This is a genomic window from Streptomyces lavendofoliae, assembly GCF_014649735.1.
Classification (GTDB): domain Bacteria; phylum Actinomycetota; class Actinomycetes; order Streptomycetales; family Streptomycetaceae; genus Streptomyces; species Streptomyces lavendofoliae.
The window spans coordinates 12534-29694 of sequence record NZ_BMTP01000007.1; the positions used below are offsets into that span (position 1 = coordinate 12534).

Below are 17161 nucleotides of genomic sequence, written 5' to 3' on the forward strand. Positions count from 1 at the left end.
ACGGTTCGACGGGGAAAAGCTACCGTGCGCCGGGGCGCTTGGGATGACGTACGGTCTGCCCGGGGGAGCTCGACACCAAGCTTTCACTCGCCAGGACGCCGACGAAAGGGCTACCGGATGCCCGCCAGCCGACGAGGCCGTATACGACCGTTCGCCGCGTGCGCGACCGCAGCCGCCCTGGTGGCGGCCGTGGGCGCGTCCGGGTGCGAGGCGCCACCGGAACGGGGTCCGGGTGCGGCGGCGCGCCCCTCCCCGTCGCCGAGACCCACCCCGGCGTGGGACCCGAGCCCCGCCTCCATCGCGGCCGTCGGCGATTCGATCACCCGTGGGTTCGACGCCTGTGGGATCCTGGTCGACTGCCCGGAGGTGTCCTGGGCGACCGGCGCGGACGCGCGGGTCAACAGCCTCGCGCGGCGGCTGCTGGGCCCGTCGGCGCTGCCCACGCGCAGCTGGAACCTGGCCAGGTCCGGGGCGCGGGTGGCGGAGCTGCCGAGCCAGATGGCGAAGGCCGCGGCGAGGAGGCCGGGGCTGGTGACCGTGACGATGGGCGCCAACGACGCCTGCCGGGACAGCACCGATCTGATGACGCCGGTGGCGGACTTCCGCGCCTCCTTCGAGGAGGCGCTGCGGGAGCTGCGCGAGGTGGCGCCGAAGAGCCAGGTGTACGTGTCGAGCGTGCCGGACCTGATGCGGCTGTGGTCGACCGGGCGGGGCAGCGCGCTCGGCAAGCAGGTGTGGAAGCTGGGCGTGTGCGCGTCGATGCTGCGGGACGCCGACGACCTCGGTCCGGCCGCCCGGGAGCGCCGCGAGGAGGTGTACCGGCGGGTGATCGCGTACAACGGGGTGCTGCGGGACGTGTGCGCGAGGGACCGGCTGTGCCGGTACGACGGCGGGGCGGTGTTCGCGTACCGGTTCACCGGTGAGCAGTTGAGCCCCTGGGACTGGTTCCACCCGAGCGGTGACGGTCAGGAGCGGCTGGCGGAGATCGCCTACCGCAACGTCACGGCGCCGGTTCCGCCCGCGTAGGCTCGACGGGCATGAGCGCCGAGGAGTGCGGCCGGCTGGCCGACGGAACGACTGTCCACCGCTGGGTCCTGGAGCGGGGCGGTACGCGGGTGGGGGTGCTGACGTACGGCGGCATCGTGCAGTCGGTGGAGGTGCCCGACCGGCACGGTGCCGTGGCGAACGTGGTGCTGGGCCACGACTCGCCGGCCGGTTACGAGGCCGACCCGGGGCCGTACCTGGGGGCGCTGGTGGGGCGGTACGCGAACCGGATAGCGGGCGGGTCGTTCACGCTGGACGGGCGTACGTACCGGCTCGCGCTCAACGGCGGGCCGAACAGCCTGCACGGCGGTGAGCGCGGGTTCGACAAGCGGGTGTGGGACGCCGAGCCGGTCGACGGCGGGGTCCGGCTGTCGCGGGTGAGCCCGGACGGCGAGGAGGGCTTCCCCGGGCGGCTGGAGGTCTCCGCGACGTACACGCTCGACGAGCGGGGCGCGCTGCGGATCGCGTACGAGGCGGTGACGGACGCGCCGACGGTGGTGGCCCTGACGAACCACACGTACTGGAACCTGGGCGGTGCGCAGGAGATGCGGCTGGCGGCCGCGCACTACACGCCGCTGGACGACGCCTCGGTCCCGACCGGTGAGATCGCGAAGGTGGACGGCACGCGCCTCGACTTCCGCGCGTGGCGCCCGGTGGGAACGGGCCTGGATCACAATTTCGTCCTCGACGGCGGCGACGGCGGTGACGGGGAGCGCGGCGCCCCGGCGGCCGAGCTGTACTCCCCGGCGACGGGACGCCTGCTGACGGTCCGTACGACGGAGCCGGGGCTCCAGGTGTACGCCCCGGACCACCTGGACGGTGTCGCGCTGGAGACGCAGGCCTTCCCGGACTCCCCCAACCGGCCGCGGTTCCCCAGTACGGTGCTGCGGCCGGGCGAGGTCTACGCGTCGCGGACCGTGTACGCGTTCGGGGTCCGCTAGCCCTCCACCTCCAGGGGCGCGCGCAGGCGGGTGTCGGTCACGGAGCGGCCGGCCTGGATCTCGTACGTCCCCGGGATCGCCGTCCAGGCGCGGGCCCCCTCGTCCCAGATCTCGAACGCGCGCCCCGGGAGCGGGATCCCGGCCTCGGCGGCCTCGCCGGGGCCGGCCTCGACGGCCGCGAAGCCGGCCAGCCGGCGGGCCGGGCGCTCCACCGGGTCGTCCACGGGGGCGACGTACAGCTGGACCACCTCGCGGCCGGGCCGGGTGCCGGTGTTGCGGACCCGGACCGTGGCGGTGTCCGGGGTGAGTTCCAGGGACTCGTACTCCCAGGTGGTGTAGCCGAGGCCGTGGCCGAAGGGGTACGCGGGGGCGGTGCCGGCCCGGTCCCAGGCGCGGTACCCGGTGAAGAGGCCCTCGGTGTAGCGCAGTTCGCCGTCCTCCGGGACGACGCGGGTGACGGGTGCGTCGGCGAGGGTGGCCGGCCAGGTGGTGGGGAGGCGGCCGCCGGGCTCCTCGGCGCCGAGGAGGACGTCGGCGAGCGCGGCGCCGCCCTCCTGGCCGGGGAACCAGCTCAGCAGCACGGCCGCCACGTCGTCGCGCCAGGGCATCTCGACGGGGGAACCCGCGTTGACGACCACCACGGTGTTCGGGTTGGCGGCGGCGACGGCCCGCACCAGGTCGTCCTGGCGGCCGGGCAGCGTCAGGCCGGCGCGGTCGAAGCCCTCGGACTCGACGCGTTCGGTGGTGGCGACCACGACGATCGCGGTGCCGGCGGCGCGGGCGGCGTCGGCGGCCTCGGCGATCAGCTCGTCGGGGTCGCGGCGCGGGCCCCGGTGGACGAGGGAGAACAGCACGGCGGGCAGCGGCGCCGCGTGCTCCCGGTCCAGCGGGTGGAGCAGCGACACCCCGACGGGGACGCCCTCGGTGAGGGCGACGGCGCCGCGCTCCAGCGGGGCCCCGAAGAGCGCCTCGAAGGGGTCGGCCTCGTCGCCGGTCTCCTGGACGCCGTCGTAGAGCGTCTCGCCCGCGACGGTGAGGGTGAAGGCGCCGAGGCCACGGGTGCCGAAGGCGTGCTCGCCGCTCTCGCGGGGCGTGAAGGTGCCGGTGACCTCGACGCTGTGCAGGTTCTCGTGGGTCACGCCGGCGGGCAGGTCGTCCCCGATCCACTGGACCTGGCCGCTGGGCAGCGACCCCTCGCCGATGATCCTCCCGGCCGCGTCGCGGCAGACGGCGCGCAGCGTGAAGCCCTGACCGGCGGGGGCGGGTTCGTCGCCGGGGTCGGCGCCGGTCGCGTAGGTCAGCGCACCGGCGGGGAGCGCGGCGGTGAGGCCGTCGAGCGGGGAGACGGTGTGACCGGGGAAGACCTGGGCGGAGCCGCCGCCCAGGACGCGGGCGTCGCGGGCGGCGGCTCCGAGGAGGGCGACGGTGCCGCCGGGCTGGAGCGGGAGGGCGGCGTCGTTGCGCAGGAGGACGAAGGAGCGGCGGGCGATCTCGCGGGCGAGGGCGGCGCCGTCGACGGGGGCGGGCGGCGCGGCGACGGCCGGTCCGGCGCCGGCCAGGGCGCCGACCCGGGCGGCGAGCCGCAGCACGTTGCGCACGGCCCGGTCGACGAGCGCCTCGTCGACCTCGCCGGCCCGGACGGCGGCGGCCAGGGCGTCGCCGTACACGGTGACGGGGCCGGGCATGGCGATGTCGAGGCCGCCCTCGACGGCGCGCCGGGTGTGGCGGGCGGCCGTCCAGTCGGAGACGTTCACGCCGTCGAAGCCCCACTCGCCCCGCAGCACCTCGTTGACCAGCTGGTGGTGCTCGGTCATGGTGCGGCCGTTGACCTGGTTGTAGGCGGTCATGACGCCCCAGGGGCGGGCCTGGGTGACGATCGCCTCGAAGGGGGCGAGGTACAGCTCGCGCAGGGGGCGGGGGGCGACGACGTTGTTCACGGTGAAGCGGTCGGTCTCGGCGTCGTTGGCGACGAAGTGCTTCACGGTGGTGGCGACGCCGCCGTCCTGGACGCCGAGGACGTAGCCGGTGCCGATCTCGCCGGTGAGGTACGGGTCCTCGCTGTACGCCTCGAAGTGGCGCCCGCCCAGCGGTGAGCGGTGGAGGTTGACGGTGGGGGCGAGGAGGACGTGGACGCCCTTGCGGCGGGCCTCCTGGGCGAGGAGGCGCCCGGCGCGGCGGGCCAGGCCGGGGTCCCAGGTGGCGGCGAGCGCGGTGGGGGACGGCAGGGCGACGGACGGGTCGTCGGCGGTCCAGCGGACGCCGCGTACGCCGATCGGGCCGTCGGACATGACCAGCGATTCCAGGCCGATTGCGGGGAGGGCTGGGAGGGACCACATGTCCTGGCCCGCCAGGAGGCGGGTCTTGGCGTCCAGGTCGAGCGTGCCGAGCGCCGCCTCCACGGCCTCGTCGTACCGGCTGCCGGTCGCGTCTGCCACTGTCGTACCTCCGGGTCGGCGTGCGTGCGGGTCGGCGTGCGTGCGGTACGCCCCATGGTGCGCCCGGCACCTGTAGGTCGGTAGGTTTCGTTATGGTTCCGTGATCGAATGGATCGGGGTGCGAGGATGGCAGCGGCCAGGGCCAGGAGCGGGGAACGACGCGCGGAGATCGTGCGCGCCGCCCTCGAAGTGATCGCCGAGCGCGGCTACCGGGGTGCTTCGCTCGCCGCCGTCGCCGAGCGGGTCGGCCTGACCCAGCAGGGGCTCCTGCACCACTTCCCCACCAAGGAGGCGCTGCTCGTCGCGGTCCTGGAGGAGCACGACCAGTGGGACACCGGCGGGGGCGGCGGCCGGGACGGCTGGCGGCTCGACCTGCTGGAGCCGCTCGTCGAGTACAACGCGATGCGCCCGGGCATCGTGCAGACCTTCTCGGCGCTGCTCGGCGAAAGCGTGACGGAGGGTCACCCGGCCCGGGAGTTCTTCACCCGGCGCTACACCCAGGTGCGGGCCGAGCTGGCCGGAGTGCTGCGGGCGGAGTTCGGGGACCGGCTGCCCGGCGGGCTGACGCCGGAGGAGGCGGCGCCGCTGGTGACGGCCGTGCTGGACGGGCTGCAGTACCAGTGGCTGCTGGATCCGGACGCGGTGGACATGCCGGCCGCCTTCCGGGGCTTTCTGCGGCTGTTGGGGGCGCGGTAGCGTTCCGGCACCCGACGGAAGGACTGCCGCCTGTGTCCCGCATACGGTCGCGTACGACGCTGGTCGCCGCTCTCGCCGCGCTGGCGGCACCCCTTGCCCCCGCCCACGCGGCGCCGCCGCCCCTACAGCCCCCCTCCGTACGGCCGGCGGCTGTACAGCCCCCCGCCGCCCGGCCCGCCGCCGCGCGAGCCACCGTCGAGGAGGCCCGCCTCGACCGGGCCGTGCCGCGCGAGATCCTCGCCCGCAGCGGGTTCGACGCGGTGGCGCCCGGCTTCGCGGCCGCGCTGGAGGACGCGGGGTCGTACGCGGCGGCCGAACACGCCGTCGCGCGGCACGGCTCGCGGCTCTGGCAGCGGGCGGTGGACCGGGTGCGGGGGCGGGGCCCGGCGGGCGGCGATCTCGCCCGGGACGACGACCGGCCGCTGTACTGGGCGCGGTTGGCGATGACGCGGGAACTGCGGTCCTGGGTGCCCGGATTCGCACTGCCGGCGGAGGCGCGCGAGCGGCTGCTGGACCGGCTGGAGACCTCCTCGCGCGGCCAGGACACCATCCGCTACCCGGCCGGCAAGGGCGTCAGGCGGGTGTTGGTGACCGGGTTCGACCCCTTCACGCTGGACCGGGACGTCCGGATCAGCAACCCGTCGGGAGCGGCGGCCCTCGCGCTGGACGGGACACTGATCCGGACGGCGGACGGGCACCTGGCGCGGGTGGAGACGGCGGTGTTCCCGGTGCGCTGGGCGGACTTCGCGGACGGCGAGGTGGAGCGCACCCTGCGGCCGCACCTGCCCCGCGTGGACGCCTTCGCCACGGTGAGCCAGGGCCGGGTCGGCCGCTTCGACGTCGAGCGCCACAACGGTGCCTGGCGCGGCGGGTTCGGCGACAACGAGAACGTGTCGGAGACGGGTCCCGTGCCGGTCCCCGACCCGGCGTCGCAGCCGCAGTGGACGGTGACGACCCTGCCGTACGCGAGGATCACGGCGGCGGACACGGGCCGGTTCCCGGTATACGACAACACGTCGGTGACCGAGGTGCCGGCGGGCGGCACGGCCCCGGTGGTCCGGCCCGGGGGCCCGACGCCGGGCTCGGCGGCCCGTGCGGGCGGTGGCGGGGACTACCTGTCCAACGAGATCGCGTACCGCGCCACGCTGCTGCGCGACCGGCTGGGCCTGCCGGACCTGCCGGGCGGCCACGTCCACACGCCGGTCCTCCGGTTCGGCGCGGGCAACACCGGCGAGGTGACCGACCCGGAGTTCCTGCGCGAGCGGGCGGACATCACGGCTCAGGTGCGGGCGATCGTCGCGGTGGCCGCAGCCGGGCGCTGACGTCAGCGGACGGCGGCCAGGACGTGGCTGTGGCCGTACTGCCACACCACCCCGACGTGGTCGAACCCCGCCTCGCGCAGCAGGTCCAGGTGGCTGGAGACGGTCAGGTCGTTGCCCTCGCAGCGGGGGTGCCGGTGGCTGCCGAGCCGGCCGATGAAGCGCGCCAGTTCGGGGTCGGAGGCGGCGCCCGACCACCAGGACTCCCAGTCGTCGTGAGTGAGGGTCAGGTGCCGCTCCGCGTGGCGGCGGCCGATGTCGACGGCCAGCTCGGAGACCTTCGGGGAGTCCGGGCCGATGTGGTCGCCGTTGACGAGGACGCCGCCCGGCCGCAGGCACCCGGCCAGCTCCCGGTAGACCCGGCCCAGCGTGCGGTGGTCCAGGTAGTGCAGGGCCGTCGTGGACACGGCCGCGTCCACCGGGCGGTCCAGGGCCAGCGCGTCGAGCCAGCCCGGCTCGCCGATCATCGCCTCGACGTGGCGGACGGCGGGGCCGTAGTACGTGCTGCCCAGCTCCAGCAGGAGCGGGTCGCCGTCGACGGCGAGCACCTCCGCGTCCGGCAGCCGGCCGGCCAGCCGCGCCGCCAGGGAGCCCGGCCCGCTGCCGAGGTCCAGGACGAGCGGCGGCCCGGTCCGGCCCCGCGTCACATGCTCGACCACGTCCGCGATGACGGTGAAGCTCTCCTCGCGGTCGACCGCGTACCGCTGCTGCTGGACCTCCCAGCGCTCCACCCACCGCGCGGCCGTCACCGCGTTCACACCCATAGCCGCCCGTGTCCCTCCGCACCTCGCGACCCTGCTGCTATTGAAAATCATTGCAGACTGGCGAGCGCGGTGAGCAGTCTTTCCATCTCCTCGGGGGTGTTGTGGACGTGCAGGCTCACCCGTACCGAGCCGTCCCTCCTGTCCCGCCCGGCCTGGCAGTGGCCGTCGGACCGCACCATGAACCCGTGGTCGAACAGGATGAACCCCAGGTCATGGGCGTCGATCGCCCGGTGTCGGAAGGTCACCAGGCTGCGGCGCCGCTGCACCGGCGAGCCGGCCGCCAGACTGGTGCGGCAGCCGAGGACCTCGTAGGTGTCCGCCATCGCGTCCAGCCCGTCGGTGAGCAGGGCGGCGAGGGCCACGGTCCAGCGCTCGATCCGGTCGGTGCCGGCCGCGTCCAGCCAGTCCAGCGCGGCCACCAGGCTGGCGATGCCCACGGTGTTCGGCGTGCCCCGCCACCCGCCCGGCCGGAACTCCGGCCCCCGCCGCTGCCGCGCCCAGACCGCCCCGGTACCCGGCAGCGCGAGCGCCTTGTGCCCGGAGAACACCACGAAGTCCACGTCCGCGTCGTCCACGGCCACCGGCAGGTGCCCCACGCTCTGGGCGGCGTCCAGGCAGATCGGGACGTCCGGCCCGACCACCCGGCGCAGGCGGTGGACGTTCATGTCGGCGCCGTACACATGGTGCACGTGCGTCGCCGCGACGAAGCGGGTGCGCGGGCCCACGGCCCGGGCGAGCTCCGCGACGTCGTAGTCACCGGAGGCCGCCTGGTACGGCAGCTCCCGGACCCGGACGCCGACGCCCTGGCGGGCCAGCAGGTCCCGCGCCTCCAGCCACGGTGACAGGTTCGCCTGGTGGTCCCGGTGCGGGACGACGATCTCGTCCCCGTCGGCCAGCAGCGTGGGCAGCCAGTCCCGTGCGACGGTGCGCAGCCCCTCGGTCGTCCCGCTGGTGAAGTGGACGGACGACCGCTCCGGGGCCGGGTCGCCGAGGAACCGCTTGACCCGCTCACGGGCGTCCTCCACCAGCGCCGTCGTGGAGTTGGCCCAGGGGTAGGAGCCGCGCCCGGCGTTGGCGTTGGAGGTGGTGAGGTAGTGCTGGACGGCGTCCAGGACCGCCCGGGGCTTCTGCGCGGTGGCCGCGCTGTCCAGGTACACCAGGCCGGGGTGGGCCACGACGATGGGGAACTGGGCGCGCAGCTCCCGCTGCCAGGCTCCCAGCTCCTCGATGTCGGCGCCGAAGCCGGTCACTCAGTCACGCACCAGCGGCGCGCCCGCGTCCCGCCAGGCCACGATGCCCCCGGCCAGGCTGCGCGCGTCGGGGTGGCCCATACGGGTCAGCAGGGCGGCGTACCGGGCCGACCTCTCCCCCACCGGGCAGGCGAGCAGCACCGGCCTGCGCCTGCCGAAGGGCAGGCCGCCGCGCAGCATCTCGTCGAACAGCTCGTCCACGATGTTCAGCGAGCCGTCGATGTGCAGCGCGGCGTACGCGAACGGGCCGCGCAGGTCGATCACCAGCGGGTCCTCCTCGGCGATCCACTTCCGCGCGTCGGCGACGTCGATGACGGTGGCCGTGCGGGCCTCCGTGTCGGTCAGCGTGGCCACGGAGTTCTTCGCCGGCGCGTGCCCCAGCAGCTCGGGGCGGCGCTGCCGGACGTAGCCGAGATAGCTCTCCACCCGGTCGCAGACGATGAAGACCGCCGTCCGGCGTTCCGCCGGCTCCTCGCCGAGAGCGTCCTCCACGGCCCGCAGGTGGCGTACGGCCCCCTGGTAGGCGGCCCCGCCGGTCGGCCCGGCGAGCAGGCCGCAGCGGCGCAGGAGGGTGACCATGCCGTCGATGGCGTCGTCGGCGCCGACGGTCTCGATGGTGTCGTACGTGGCCGGGTCGAACAGGCCGACCTGCTGCACCTCGTCGGCGTTGCGGATGCCGGGGATGAAGTCCGCCTTCTCGCCGACGAGTCCGACGACCCGCACCGCCGGGTCGTGGACGCGCAGCGCCCGGGCGACGCCGGTGGACGATCCCGCGGTGCCCACGCAGGCGATGAACCAGTCCGGGGCACGGCCGTCGAGGTCCGCGACGATCTCGGGGCCGGTGCCGGTGGCGTGCGCCTCGGTGTTGCGGGCGTTGAAGTACTGGTCGGTGTGGAAGTGGGCGCTGCCGGGCCGGTTGAGCCGCTGGTGGAAGAGCGTCAGCGGGTCGTCGGTGTCGGTCGGGTCGAGGCACTCGGACTGCCCCGGCAGCTCCTCGATCTCGGCGCCCAGCAGCAGCAGGAGGTCCTTGATCTCCGGGATGCGCATCCGGTTGGTGACGCTCTTGAACGGCAGGCCGTGCAGGCCGGCGATCAGGGCGAGGGCCTTGGCGGTGTTGCCGCTGGACAGTTCGACGACCGTCTCGCCGCGCTCCCTGGCGGCGGCCAGGCCGTCGCGGGCCATGTTCCACGCGGCCCGGTCCTTGAGGGAGCCGAAGGGGTTGAGCATCTCCAGCTTGGCGTAGAGGTCGATGGTGCGCAGACCGTGGACCTCGGGGTCGATGCGCACCAGCGGGGTGTTGCCGATGGCGTCGGTGATGCTGTCGTACCTCATGTGCGCGGTCCCCCCGGACGTGTGATCGGCCAGTACTGCTCGTCGAGGCACCAGTGCCAGGACTCCCCCTCCCGGTGGACGGCGACCTTGCGGGCGACGGGCTGCCGCTGGGCGTGGGTGGCGCCGAAGTCCATGCAGTAGCCGGCGGTGTTGGGGAAGGCGAGCAGGTCGCCGGGGCGGGGCAGCCGGGGCAGGTGGACGGTGCGGCGGGTGATCAGGTCGGACTCCAGGCACAGGTTGCCCATGAGGTGGACGGCGGCGGGCCGCCCGGTCGCGGTGGTGGGGGTGGCGTCGCGGGGCAGGACGACGGGGTCCACGAGGACGCCGTGGTCCTCCAGGCCGGCGTCACCGGCGTTCATCGCCAGGCGCACCAGGTGCTCGCCCCGGTCCGCCGCGCGTACGTCCAGCACCCTGCCGAGGGTGAGCCCGCACTGGTCGGTGAGCGCCCTGCCGGGTTCGGCGTACAGCTCGTGCAGGCCCTCCAGCAGGAGGGTGCCGAGCGGCCGGCCGCCGAGGGTGGGGGCGGGGCGGGACAGCAGTTCGTCGAGGTATCCGGCGCCGGCGAGGTGGCGGTGGGCCGGGTACAGGCCGAGGGCGCCCTTGAGGGTGCCGTTCTCCATCCGCAGGCCGTAGCCGTGGCCGTCCCAGGTCATGGGCGGGCGGCGGCCCATGACGGCCTGGGTGAGGGCGGTGGTGTAGCGGTCCCACTGCCCGGCGTGCGCCAGGTACGAGATGCCGAACCCGCCGCCGACGTCGACGGCGCGCGGGGAGAAGTCGCGCGCCCGCAGCTCCTCCATCGCGTGCAGGCAGCCTTCGAGCGCCGCCGCCTTCTCGTCGAGGCTCGTGGTGTCGAGGTGGTAGCCGACGCCGGTCGGCTCCACCGCGTCCCGGTGCCGGTCCACGGTGTCGAGCAGGTCCTTCAGCGAGCGCGCGGGGGTGCCGAAGCGGCTGCGGCGCGACAGCACGGTGGTGCCGGAGGTGTCGAAGCCGGAGAGCCGCAGCACCACGCGCAGGCGCGGCAGGCCGTACGCGCGGACGAGCCGGGCGGCCTGCTCCACCTCGGCGGGCCCGTCGGCGTTGACGACGGCGCCGGCACGGGCCGCCAACCACAGGAACTCCGGGTCCTTGGGCCCGGTCGTCATGATCCGGTCGCCCGTCCAGCCGGACGCCAGGGCGTGCTGCAGCTCGCCGAGCGACGCCGCGTCGAGGCCGGCGTCCGTGGTGACCAGCCGCCGCACCAGGGCGCTGGAGCGGTTGGCCTTGTGCGCGTAGAAGATCCGGCCGGTGAGCCGGTGGCGGCGGAAGACGGCGCGGAAGCGTTCGGCGTTCTCCGCGATCTGATCCGGCAGCACCACGTTCAGGGGCGAGCCCAGTGCGTCGACCAGCGCGTGGAGGAGCGTGCCGCCCTCCTCCAGGAGGGCGGCCGGCCGCTGTTCGAGGCGCGGTTCCAGGTGCAACGGCTCTCCGGCCGCGCCCGCGACATCCGTGCCTGCCGGGTCCCTCCCCGGCGTGTCCGCGCCCTCCGGGCCCGCGCCGACCGGGCCGGTGCCCGGCATGTCGGCGCCCGCCGCGTTCGTGCCCGCCGTGTTCGTGCCTGCCGTGTTCGTCCCAGCCGTGCTCATCCCAGCTGTTCCTCCCGCGAGGAATACCGACCGGCCCGTCGTCGTCCCGCTCTTTATGCCCAACTTTCCACGGCGGGATGGCGGCGGGGAACGAGACGGCCGGATCTAGCCGTCGCGGGACGTCACGTCACACCCAGGGCGATCCCCAGCCCCACCAACGTGGCGCCGATGGCCCGATTGACGGCCTTCTGGGCCCGCAGCACGGCGGCACGCAGCCGGGAGTGGGAGAAGAGGAGCGCCACCAGGCCGAACCAGACGAGGTGGGCCAGTGACATGAACAGGCCATAGGCGCCCTGCTGCCAGCGGGGCGTGTCCGGGCCGACGACCTGGGTGAAGGTGGACACCACGAACAGCGTGGTCTTCGGGTTGAGCACGTTCGTCAGGAAGCCGGTGCGCAGCGCGCCCCACCGGGACAGGGTTTGCCCCGCTTCCAGGTCGACCGTCACCTCGGCGCGGGAGAAGAACGTCCGCAGGCCGATCCACACCAGGTAGGCGGCGCCGACCAGCTTGATCGCGGCGAACAGCGCGGTGTTGGCGGCGATCAGCAGGCCCACGCCCAGCATCGTGTACGTGACGTGGACCAGGACGCCCGCCGCGACGCCCGCCGCGGAGAACAGGCCGGTCGTCCGGCCGTGCAGGCAGCTGTTGCGCACGACCATCGCGAAGTCGGCGCCCGGGCTGACGACCGCGAGGACGGTGATGACCGCGACGGCGAACAGCTCAGGCACGCCGGCCCTTCGCCGCCGCGCCGCCCGCCAGGTCCGTCCCGGCAGCGCCGCCGGCCTCCGGCGGCACCTGGTCCCGCCGGGCCCCAGGCCCCTGCGGCGTCTCCCCCGCCTCCCTCGCCTCCAGATCGCGGACCAGCAGCGTCGCGCCCGCGACGGCGCCCGGCATCAGGAACACCGCGACGAACGGCACCAGGAAGGCGAGGGTCAGCGGAACACCGAAGCCCAGGGTGAGCATGCGGCGCCCGCGCAGCATCGCGAGGCGCTCCTTCAGTTCCACCCCGCGCCGCTGGAGCGCCACCGCCGTGAGCTCCTCCGCCAGGAAGAAGCCCGAGACGCAGAAGCCGACCACCGGAACGACGGTCTGGCCGACGACGGGGACGAACCCGAGGGCGAACAGCAGGATGCCGTAGCAGGCCACCCGCGCCAGCACGCGCAGGCTGTCCCGGGCGGAGATCCACAGTTCGCGCCAGAGCGGCAGCCCGGACTCGGGCACCTCGCCGCCCTCGGTCCGGTCGACCTGCTCGGACAGCGACTCGTAGAAGGGCTGGCCCACCAGCAGCGTCACGGCCGTGAAGGTGATGACCGCCAGGAACAGGCCGAAGGCGAAGAGCAGCGCGGTCAGGAAGCCCCGGAAGACGCCCTGCCAGGGCGAGGACCAGTCGTCCGCGAAGGGCGTCGCCCACGCGGTCAGGTCGTCCGCGCCGTACGCCAGACCGGCCAGCGCGCCCGCGTACAGCACCAGGGTCACCAGGCCGGGCAGCAGCCCGAACCCGAACCACCGGCCGTGCCGGCCGACCCAGCGCTGCCCCTTCATCACATAGCCGAAGCCCACCCCGAGATCACGCATGGGCTCACCCTATCGGGGCCCCGCCGCCGCGGCCGGGCCCCCCGGACGGCCGGAGGGCCGCACCCGTGCGGGTGCGGCCCTCCGGCGCGTACGGACCGGTCCGTAACGGCGCGTGGATCAGGCGACGTCGAGGTCGACCGTGATGTTGCCGCGGGTGGCCTTGGAGTACGGGCAGACCTGGTGGGCCTTCTCGATGAGCTCCTTGGCGGTGGCGGCGCTCACGTTCGGGATCTTCGCCGAGATCTTGACGATGATCCCGAAGCCCTCGGCGTTCTTGCCGATGCCGACCTCGGCGGTGACCGTCGAGCCGGAGATGTCGGCGCCCTCCTGGCGGGCCACGACACCGAGCGCGCCCTGGAAGCAGGCGCTGTAACCGGCGGCGAACAGCTGCTCGGGGTTGGTGCCCTCGCCGGATCCGCCCATCTCCTTGGGCGGGTTCACGACGACGTCGAGCTTGCCGTCGTTGGTGGCGACACGGCCGTCACGCCCGTTCTCGGCGGTGGCGACTGCGGTGTACAGGACGTCGGACTGCTGGATCGACATGTAGCGGTTTCCTCCTGTGTTGCGCCGCGACTCGCGCCCACGATCGCGGCGGGCTGGAGGTGAGCCTATCGGGTGAGTGAAACGATCATCTTGCCGGTGTTCTCGCCGCGCAGCATGCCCAGGAACGCCTCGACGCCGTTCTCCATGCCCTCGACGACCGTCTCCTTGTACTTCAGCTCGCCCGAGGCCAGCCAGCCGGCGACCTCCTTGACGAACTGCGGCTGGAGGGCGGCGTGGTCGCCGACCAGCATGCCCTGGAGGCGCAGCCGCTTGCCGATGACCAGCGCGAGGTTGCGCGGGGCGGGGGTCGGCTCGGTGCTGTTGTACTGGGCGATCATGCCGCAGATGGTGGCGCGGCCGTGCACGTTGAAGGACGAGATGGCCGCCTCCAGGTGCTCGCCGCCGACGTTGTCGAAGTACACGTCGATGCCGTCGGGGGCGGCTTCCTTCAGCTGGGCGGCGACGGGGCCGTCCTTGTAGTTGAAGGCGGCGTCGAAGCCGTACTCCTCGGTGAGGAGCTTGACCTTCTCGTCGGAGCCGGCCGAGCCGATGACCCGGGAAGCGCCCCTGAGCTTGGCCATCTGGCCGACCTGGCTGCCGACGGCACCGGCCGCGCCGGAGACGAAGACGACGTCGCCCTCCTTGAAGGACGCCACGTCGAAGAGACCGGCGTAGGCGGTGAGGCCGGTCATGCCGAGGACGCCGAGGTAGGCGGAGAGGGGCGCCAGGGAGGCGTCCACCTTGGTGGCGTGCTTGGCGTTGACGTCCGCGTACTCGCGCCAGCCGAGACCGTGCAGCACGTGGTCGCCGACCGCGAAGCCCTCGGCGTTGGAGGCGACGACCTCACCGACCGCGCCGCCCTCCATGGGCTGGTCGAGCTGGAACGGCGGTACGTACGACTTCACGTCGTTCATGCGGCCGCGCATGTACGGGTCGACCGAGAAGTGCAGGTTGCGGACGAGGATCCGGCCCTCGGCCGGCTCGGCGACGGGCGCCTCGCGCAGGGCGAAGTCCTCGGGGGTGGGCCAGCCGTGCGGGCGGGCGACGAGGTGCCATTCGCGGCCGGACGTGGGAAGAGCGGACATGGTGCGTGCCTCCTGGTATTGCTTCACGCCGTGTTTCACGCGGCACGGGTGCGCGGTGACGCGGGTACGCCGTGACACGGTGATCCACGCTGCGTTTGTTTCACTACCTGAAACAACCATGCGCCTGGATATTTCAGGTTGTCAAGTAAACGGGTATTCTGGGACGCATGTCCAGCAGACGCACAGACCCGCTGACCCTCGAAGTGGTCGAGCTGATCGGCACGGTGGTCACCCGCTACCACGAGGAGTACGAGCAGGCCGCGGCGCAGCACTCCCTTACCGGTGCCCAGGCACGCGTCCTCGGACTCCTCGCACTGGAGCCGACGCCGATGCGCCGCATCGCCAGGTCCCTGCGGTGCGAGCCGTCCAACGTGACGGGCATCGTGGACCGCCTGGAGGCGCGCGGGCTGGTGGAGCGGCGCCCCGACCCGGCCGACCGCCGGGTGAAGATCGCCGCGGCGACGGAGGAGGGCCGCGCGACGGCCCGCCGGCTGCGGGAGGCGCTCGACTTCGCCCGCGAGCCGCTGGCCGGCCTGTCGGAACAGGAGCGCACGGCCCTGCGTGACCTGCTGCGACGCATGCTTGGCCAGGACGCCGGCCCGGCGGGCGCGTAGGAGGAAGGGCGGGTCCGACGGAGCCGCGGCCCGGCGCCAGCGCTTCGGGCAGCGATGCGGGGCACGGGAGCCGGGCGGCAGAGGACCTGCGAGGGTCGGGGTGCGGCGTACGCGAGGTCCGGGCCCGGCGGATCCGGGCGGAGCCAGGGGCCCGGGGCGGGGGGCCGCCGCTTCGAACGGGACGGAAGGGGCGCCGGCGGCCCGGGGCCGGTCCGGGGGCGGGCGGCGCGTCCGGTGCGGGGCGTGGCGTGGCGACGGGAGTCAGGGCCGGAGGCGGCGAGCGGGGGCTACACGCACCACCACAGGAACCAGTCGCACGACTCGGTCGCCGTGGGGGCCGGGGTGGGCTCCGCGGGAGGCGGATCGTCCGGCGCCGGTTCCCCGGGGGCCGTCTCGTCCGGCTCGCCCGGCTCGCCCGGGTCGTCGGGGGTGCCGGGGTCCTCGGGCGGCGGGTCCTGCGGGGCCGGACCGTCCTCGGACGGGGCGTCCGGGGTGCCCGGCTGCTCGGGGTCGCCCGACGACTGCGGGGCCGACGCACCGGGGACGGGGGCGTCGCCCGGCGCGGACGCGGAGGCGCCCGGCCCGCGCGAGGGGGTTCCGGTCACCTCCTCCCCGGCGCCGGGGCCGTCCTCGGAGTCGTCCGGCGCGGGAGTCGCCGCCACCGTCCCCTCCACCGGAGCGGGGTCGTCCGGCAGCGCGGAGCCCTCCGGCTGGTCGGGCAGCGGCTCGGGCGCGGCCTGGTCCTCCTGCCGTACGGCGGTGGCGGCACGGTCCTCCCCGGGATACTCGATCGCCAACTCGGCGAGGCTCAGCAGACCGGCCGCCAGGAGCAGGGCGCCCACCCCGACCAGCAGCTTGCGCCCACGTCGCTTGCGGCCCCTGCGCCCCGCCGGGCGGGACCGGCGGGCGGACCGGGGGCGGTGCGCCTGCCCGCGCGCACGGCGAGGCCCCGCGGGCGGTAGCTCCTCGTCCCTGTCCAGCTCGAAGACGTGGTCCGCCGCGGACATCCGGGGATCGACGTGCCGGAGCTCCTCGACGGGCGTACCGCAGCCGGCACAGGCCAGGGCTCCGTTGAGGTGCCGCTGACACTGGTGGCAGTAATCCATGGCGCCCGCAGATTATGTGGCCATGGGACACCGCAGGTAGCCGCGACTGTGAGGATCCTGTGTGGAAACGCCCATCCTCCGGCGCGCCGTTCGTTTCACGTGGAAGGGGCAGGATGTCGGCATGACAGCCCCCGGGACCCCGTCCGCCCCATTTGGCCCGCTCGACTTCCAGCTCGTCCTGCTGCGCCGGATGGCCGACCACCAGCCGGGCCTCGTCGAGGACGCGCGGCGCGAGCTGGGCGCGTCCCTCGCCGAGATGCGGGAGGCCAACCGCCGCTGGCAGGCCATGATCCGCTCCCCCAGGTCCCGGGGCGCCCTCGGGCGCTACCGCTCGGTGCTCGGCGAGCCGGAGAGCCGCACCCGCCGCGCCATCGGCGATCTGGAGGGCGACGCGCTGCTGTGGCCCGTGCCGCTCTGGCCCGACCTGCGCTTCGAGGTGCTGGCCGCGCCCGGCGGCCCGGTGTGGAACGAGTGGCTCGTCCGGGCCCCCGGCGCGGCCGGACCGGACCTGCGGACGGCCGCCGATCTGCGCCCGTGGAGCTGCACCGTCGACGAGGTGGCCCGGGCCTTCCCCCCGGCCCGCCCCCTGGAGGGCAGCGCCCCTACTCGCCTGCGCCTGGCGTTCGCACCGCCCGGCGGGGAGCCGTGCGTGGCCGAGTTCACCTGGGGACTGCTCCAGCGCCTGGTCTGAGGTCCTCGCCACCGGCCCCCTCCCCCGGGCGGCGCCGCACCGCCCGGTGCGCGCCCGCCACCTGACGCCCCCTCGGAGCCGGTCGCGGGGCGGCCGGGGCGTGGTCCGGATAACCCCTTCGGCCGCCGCCTGTCACCCCGTCAG

The 17161-nt window shown here is 74.5% G+C and carries 16 protein-coding genes; 6 read left to right on the plus strand and 10 right to left on the minus strand.

Annotated features, from left to right (window positions below; all coding sequences use genetic code 11):
• Positions 1 to 141: 141 nt before the first annotated feature.
• Both IE109_RS14760 and IE109_RS14765 read left to right on the plus strand, forming a co-directional pair.
• Positions 142 to 1026: an SGNH/GDSL hydrolase family protein gene (locus IE109_RS14760; protein ID WP_229891119.1), complete on the plus strand. Its 885-nt coding sequence runs from the start codon at positions 142 to 144 to the stop codon at positions 1024 to 1026.
• 11 nt (positions 1027 to 1037) lie between these two features.
• Positions 1038 to 1985, plus strand: a complete 948-nt coding sequence (locus IE109_RS14765; protein ID WP_189551336.1) for an aldose epimerase family protein — start codon at positions 1038 to 1040, stop codon at positions 1983 to 1985.
• Here IE109_RS14765 and IE109_RS14770 read toward each other — a convergent pair.
• On the minus strand, positions 1982 to 4420 hold the full coding sequence (locus IE109_RS14770) for a beta-glucosidase family protein (RefSeq protein WP_189551337.1): 2439 nt from the start codon (positions 4418 to 4420) through the stop codon (positions 1982 to 1984). The two genes, IE109_RS14765 and IE109_RS14770, sit on opposite strands and share 4 nt — an antisense overlap.
• 126 nt (positions 4421 to 4546) lie before the next feature.
• Between IE109_RS14770 and IE109_RS14775 the strand changes: the two genes are divergently transcribed.
• The gene (locus IE109_RS14775) at positions 4547 to 5116 is read left to right on the plus strand and encodes a TetR/AcrR family transcriptional regulator (RefSeq protein ID WP_189551338.1); all 570 of its coding nucleotides are present in this window, start codon (positions 4547 to 4549) and stop codon (positions 5114 to 5116) included.
• Between the two features lie 32 nt (positions 5117 to 5148).
• Entirely contained in the window at positions 5149 to 6438 is a 1290-nt protein-coding gene (locus tag IE109_RS14780) for a PA0049 family protein (protein WP_189551339.1), read from the plus strand.
• Positions 6439 to 6440: 2 nt separating this feature from the next.
• Here IE109_RS14780 and IE109_RS14785 read toward each other — a convergent pair whose 3' ends face one another.
• From IE109_RS14785 to IE109_RS14820, 8 genes are all read right to left on the minus strand, one after another.
• Complete coding sequence (locus IE109_RS14785) at positions 6441 to 7199, minus strand: class I SAM-dependent methyltransferase (RefSeq protein ID WP_189551340.1); 759 nt, start codon at positions 7197 to 7199, stop codon at positions 6441 to 6443.
• Positions 7200 to 7246: 47 nt separating this feature from the next.
• Positions 7247 to 8449 (minus strand): aminotransferase class V-fold PLP-dependent enzyme, encoded by a 1203-nt coding sequence (locus tag IE109_RS14790; RefSeq protein WP_229891057.1) that lies wholly within the window; start codon positions 8447 to 8449, stop codon positions 7247 to 7249.
• Positions 8450 to 9781, minus strand: a complete 1332-nt coding sequence (locus IE109_RS14795) for a pyridoxal-phosphate dependent enzyme (RefSeq protein ID WP_189551341.1) — start codon at positions 9779 to 9781, stop codon at positions 8450 to 8452.
• A complete protein-coding gene (locus IE109_RS14800) occupies positions 9778 to 11403 on the minus strand; it encodes a Y4yA family PLP-dependent enzyme (protein WP_229891059.1) in 1626 nt (541 codons plus the stop codon). The genes IE109_RS14795 and IE109_RS14800 overlap by 4 nt, the downstream gene beginning before the upstream one ends.
• A gap of 122 nt (positions 11404 to 11525) precedes the next feature.
• A complete protein-coding gene (locus tag IE109_RS14805; protein WP_189551342.1) occupies positions 11526 to 12131 on the minus strand; it encodes a LysE family transporter in 606 nt (201 codons plus the stop codon).
• A complete protein-coding gene (locus tag IE109_RS14810) occupies positions 12124 to 12978 on the minus strand; it encodes an EI24 domain-containing protein (protein WP_229891061.1) in 855 nt (284 codons plus the stop codon). The genes IE109_RS14805 and IE109_RS14810 overlap by 8 nt, the downstream gene beginning before the upstream one ends.
• A 117-nt stretch (positions 12979 to 13095) precedes the next feature.
• Positions 13096 to 13521 carry an organic hydroperoxide resistance protein gene (locus IE109_RS14815; protein ID WP_073751683.1) on the minus strand — a complete coding sequence of 142 codons (426 nt, stop codon included), beginning with the start codon at positions 13519 to 13521 and terminating at the stop codon, positions 13096 to 13098.
• Between the two features lie 65 nt (positions 13522 to 13586).
• Positions 13587 to 14606 (minus strand): NADP-dependent oxidoreductase, encoded by a 1020-nt coding sequence (locus IE109_RS14820; protein WP_189551343.1) that lies wholly within the window; start codon positions 14604 to 14606, stop codon positions 13587 to 13589.
• A 167-nt stretch (positions 14607 to 14773) separates the two neighbouring features.
• On the opposite strand from IE109_RS14820, the gene IE109_RS14825 reads away from it, so the two are divergent.
• Positions 14774 to 15220 carry a MarR family winged helix-turn-helix transcriptional regulator gene (locus IE109_RS14825; protein WP_189551344.1) on the plus strand — a complete coding sequence of 149 codons (447 nt, stop codon included), beginning with the start codon at positions 14774 to 14776 and terminating at the stop codon, positions 15218 to 15220.
• Between the two features lie 287 nt (positions 15221 to 15507).
• On the opposite strand, the gene IE109_RS14830 is transcribed toward IE109_RS14825, so the two are convergent.
• Positions 15508 to 16326 carry an SCO2400 family protein gene (locus IE109_RS14830; RefSeq protein ID WP_189551345.1) on the minus strand — a complete coding sequence of 273 codons (819 nt, stop codon included), beginning with the start codon at positions 16324 to 16326 and terminating at the stop codon, positions 15508 to 15510.
• 121 nt (positions 16327 to 16447) lie between these two features.
• On the opposite strand from IE109_RS14830, the gene IE109_RS14835 reads away from it, so the two are divergent.
• The gene (locus IE109_RS14835; protein WP_189551346.1) at positions 16448 to 17017 is read left to right on the plus strand and encodes a hypothetical protein; all 570 of its coding nucleotides are present in this window, start codon (positions 16448 to 16450) and stop codon (positions 17015 to 17017) included.
• The last annotated feature ends 144 nt before the right edge of the window (positions 17018 to 17161 follow it).

Coding starts and splice junctions, on each gene's coding strand:
- IE109_RS14765 (WP_189551336.1), top strand. CDS start 1,038: ATGAGCGCCGAGGAGTGCGGCCGGCTGGCCGACGGAACGACTGTCCAC.
- IE109_RS14775 (WP_189551338.1), top strand. CDS start 4,547: ATGGCAGCGGCCAGGGCCAGGAGCGGGGAACGACGCGCGGAGATCGTG.
- IE109_RS14785 (WP_189551340.1), bottom strand. CDS start 7,199: ATGGGTGTGAACGCGGTGACGGCCGCGCGGTGGGTGGAGCGCTGGGAG.
- IE109_RS14795 (WP_189551341.1), bottom strand. CDS start 9,781: ATGAGGTACGACAGCATCACCGACGCCATCGGCAACACCCCGCTGGTG.
- IE109_RS14800 (WP_229891059.1), bottom strand. CDS start 11,403: ATGAGCACGGCTGGGACGAACACGGCAGGCACGAACACGGCGGGCACG.
- IE109_RS14810 (WP_229891061.1), bottom strand. CDS start 12,978: ATGCGTGATCTCGGGGTGGGCTTCGGCTATGTGATGAAGGGGCAGCGC.
- IE109_RS14815 (WP_073751683.1), bottom strand. CDS start 13,521: ATGTCGATCCAGCAGTCCGACGTCCTGTACACCGCAGTCGCCACCGCC.
- IE109_RS14820 (WP_189551343.1), bottom strand. CDS start 14,606: ATGTCCGCTCTTCCCACGTCCGGCCGCGAATGGCACCTCGTCGCCCGC.
- IE109_RS14825 (WP_189551344.1), top strand. CDS start 14,774: ATGTCCAGCAGACGCACAGACCCGCTGACCCTCGAAGTGGTCGAGCTG.
- IE109_RS14830 (WP_189551345.1), bottom strand. CDS start 16,326: ATGGATTACTGCCACCAGTGTCAGCGGCACCTCAACGGAGCCCTGGCC.
- IE109_RS14835 (WP_189551346.1), top strand. CDS start 16,448: ATGACAGCCCCCGGGACCCCGTCCGCCCCATTTGGCCCGCTCGACTTC.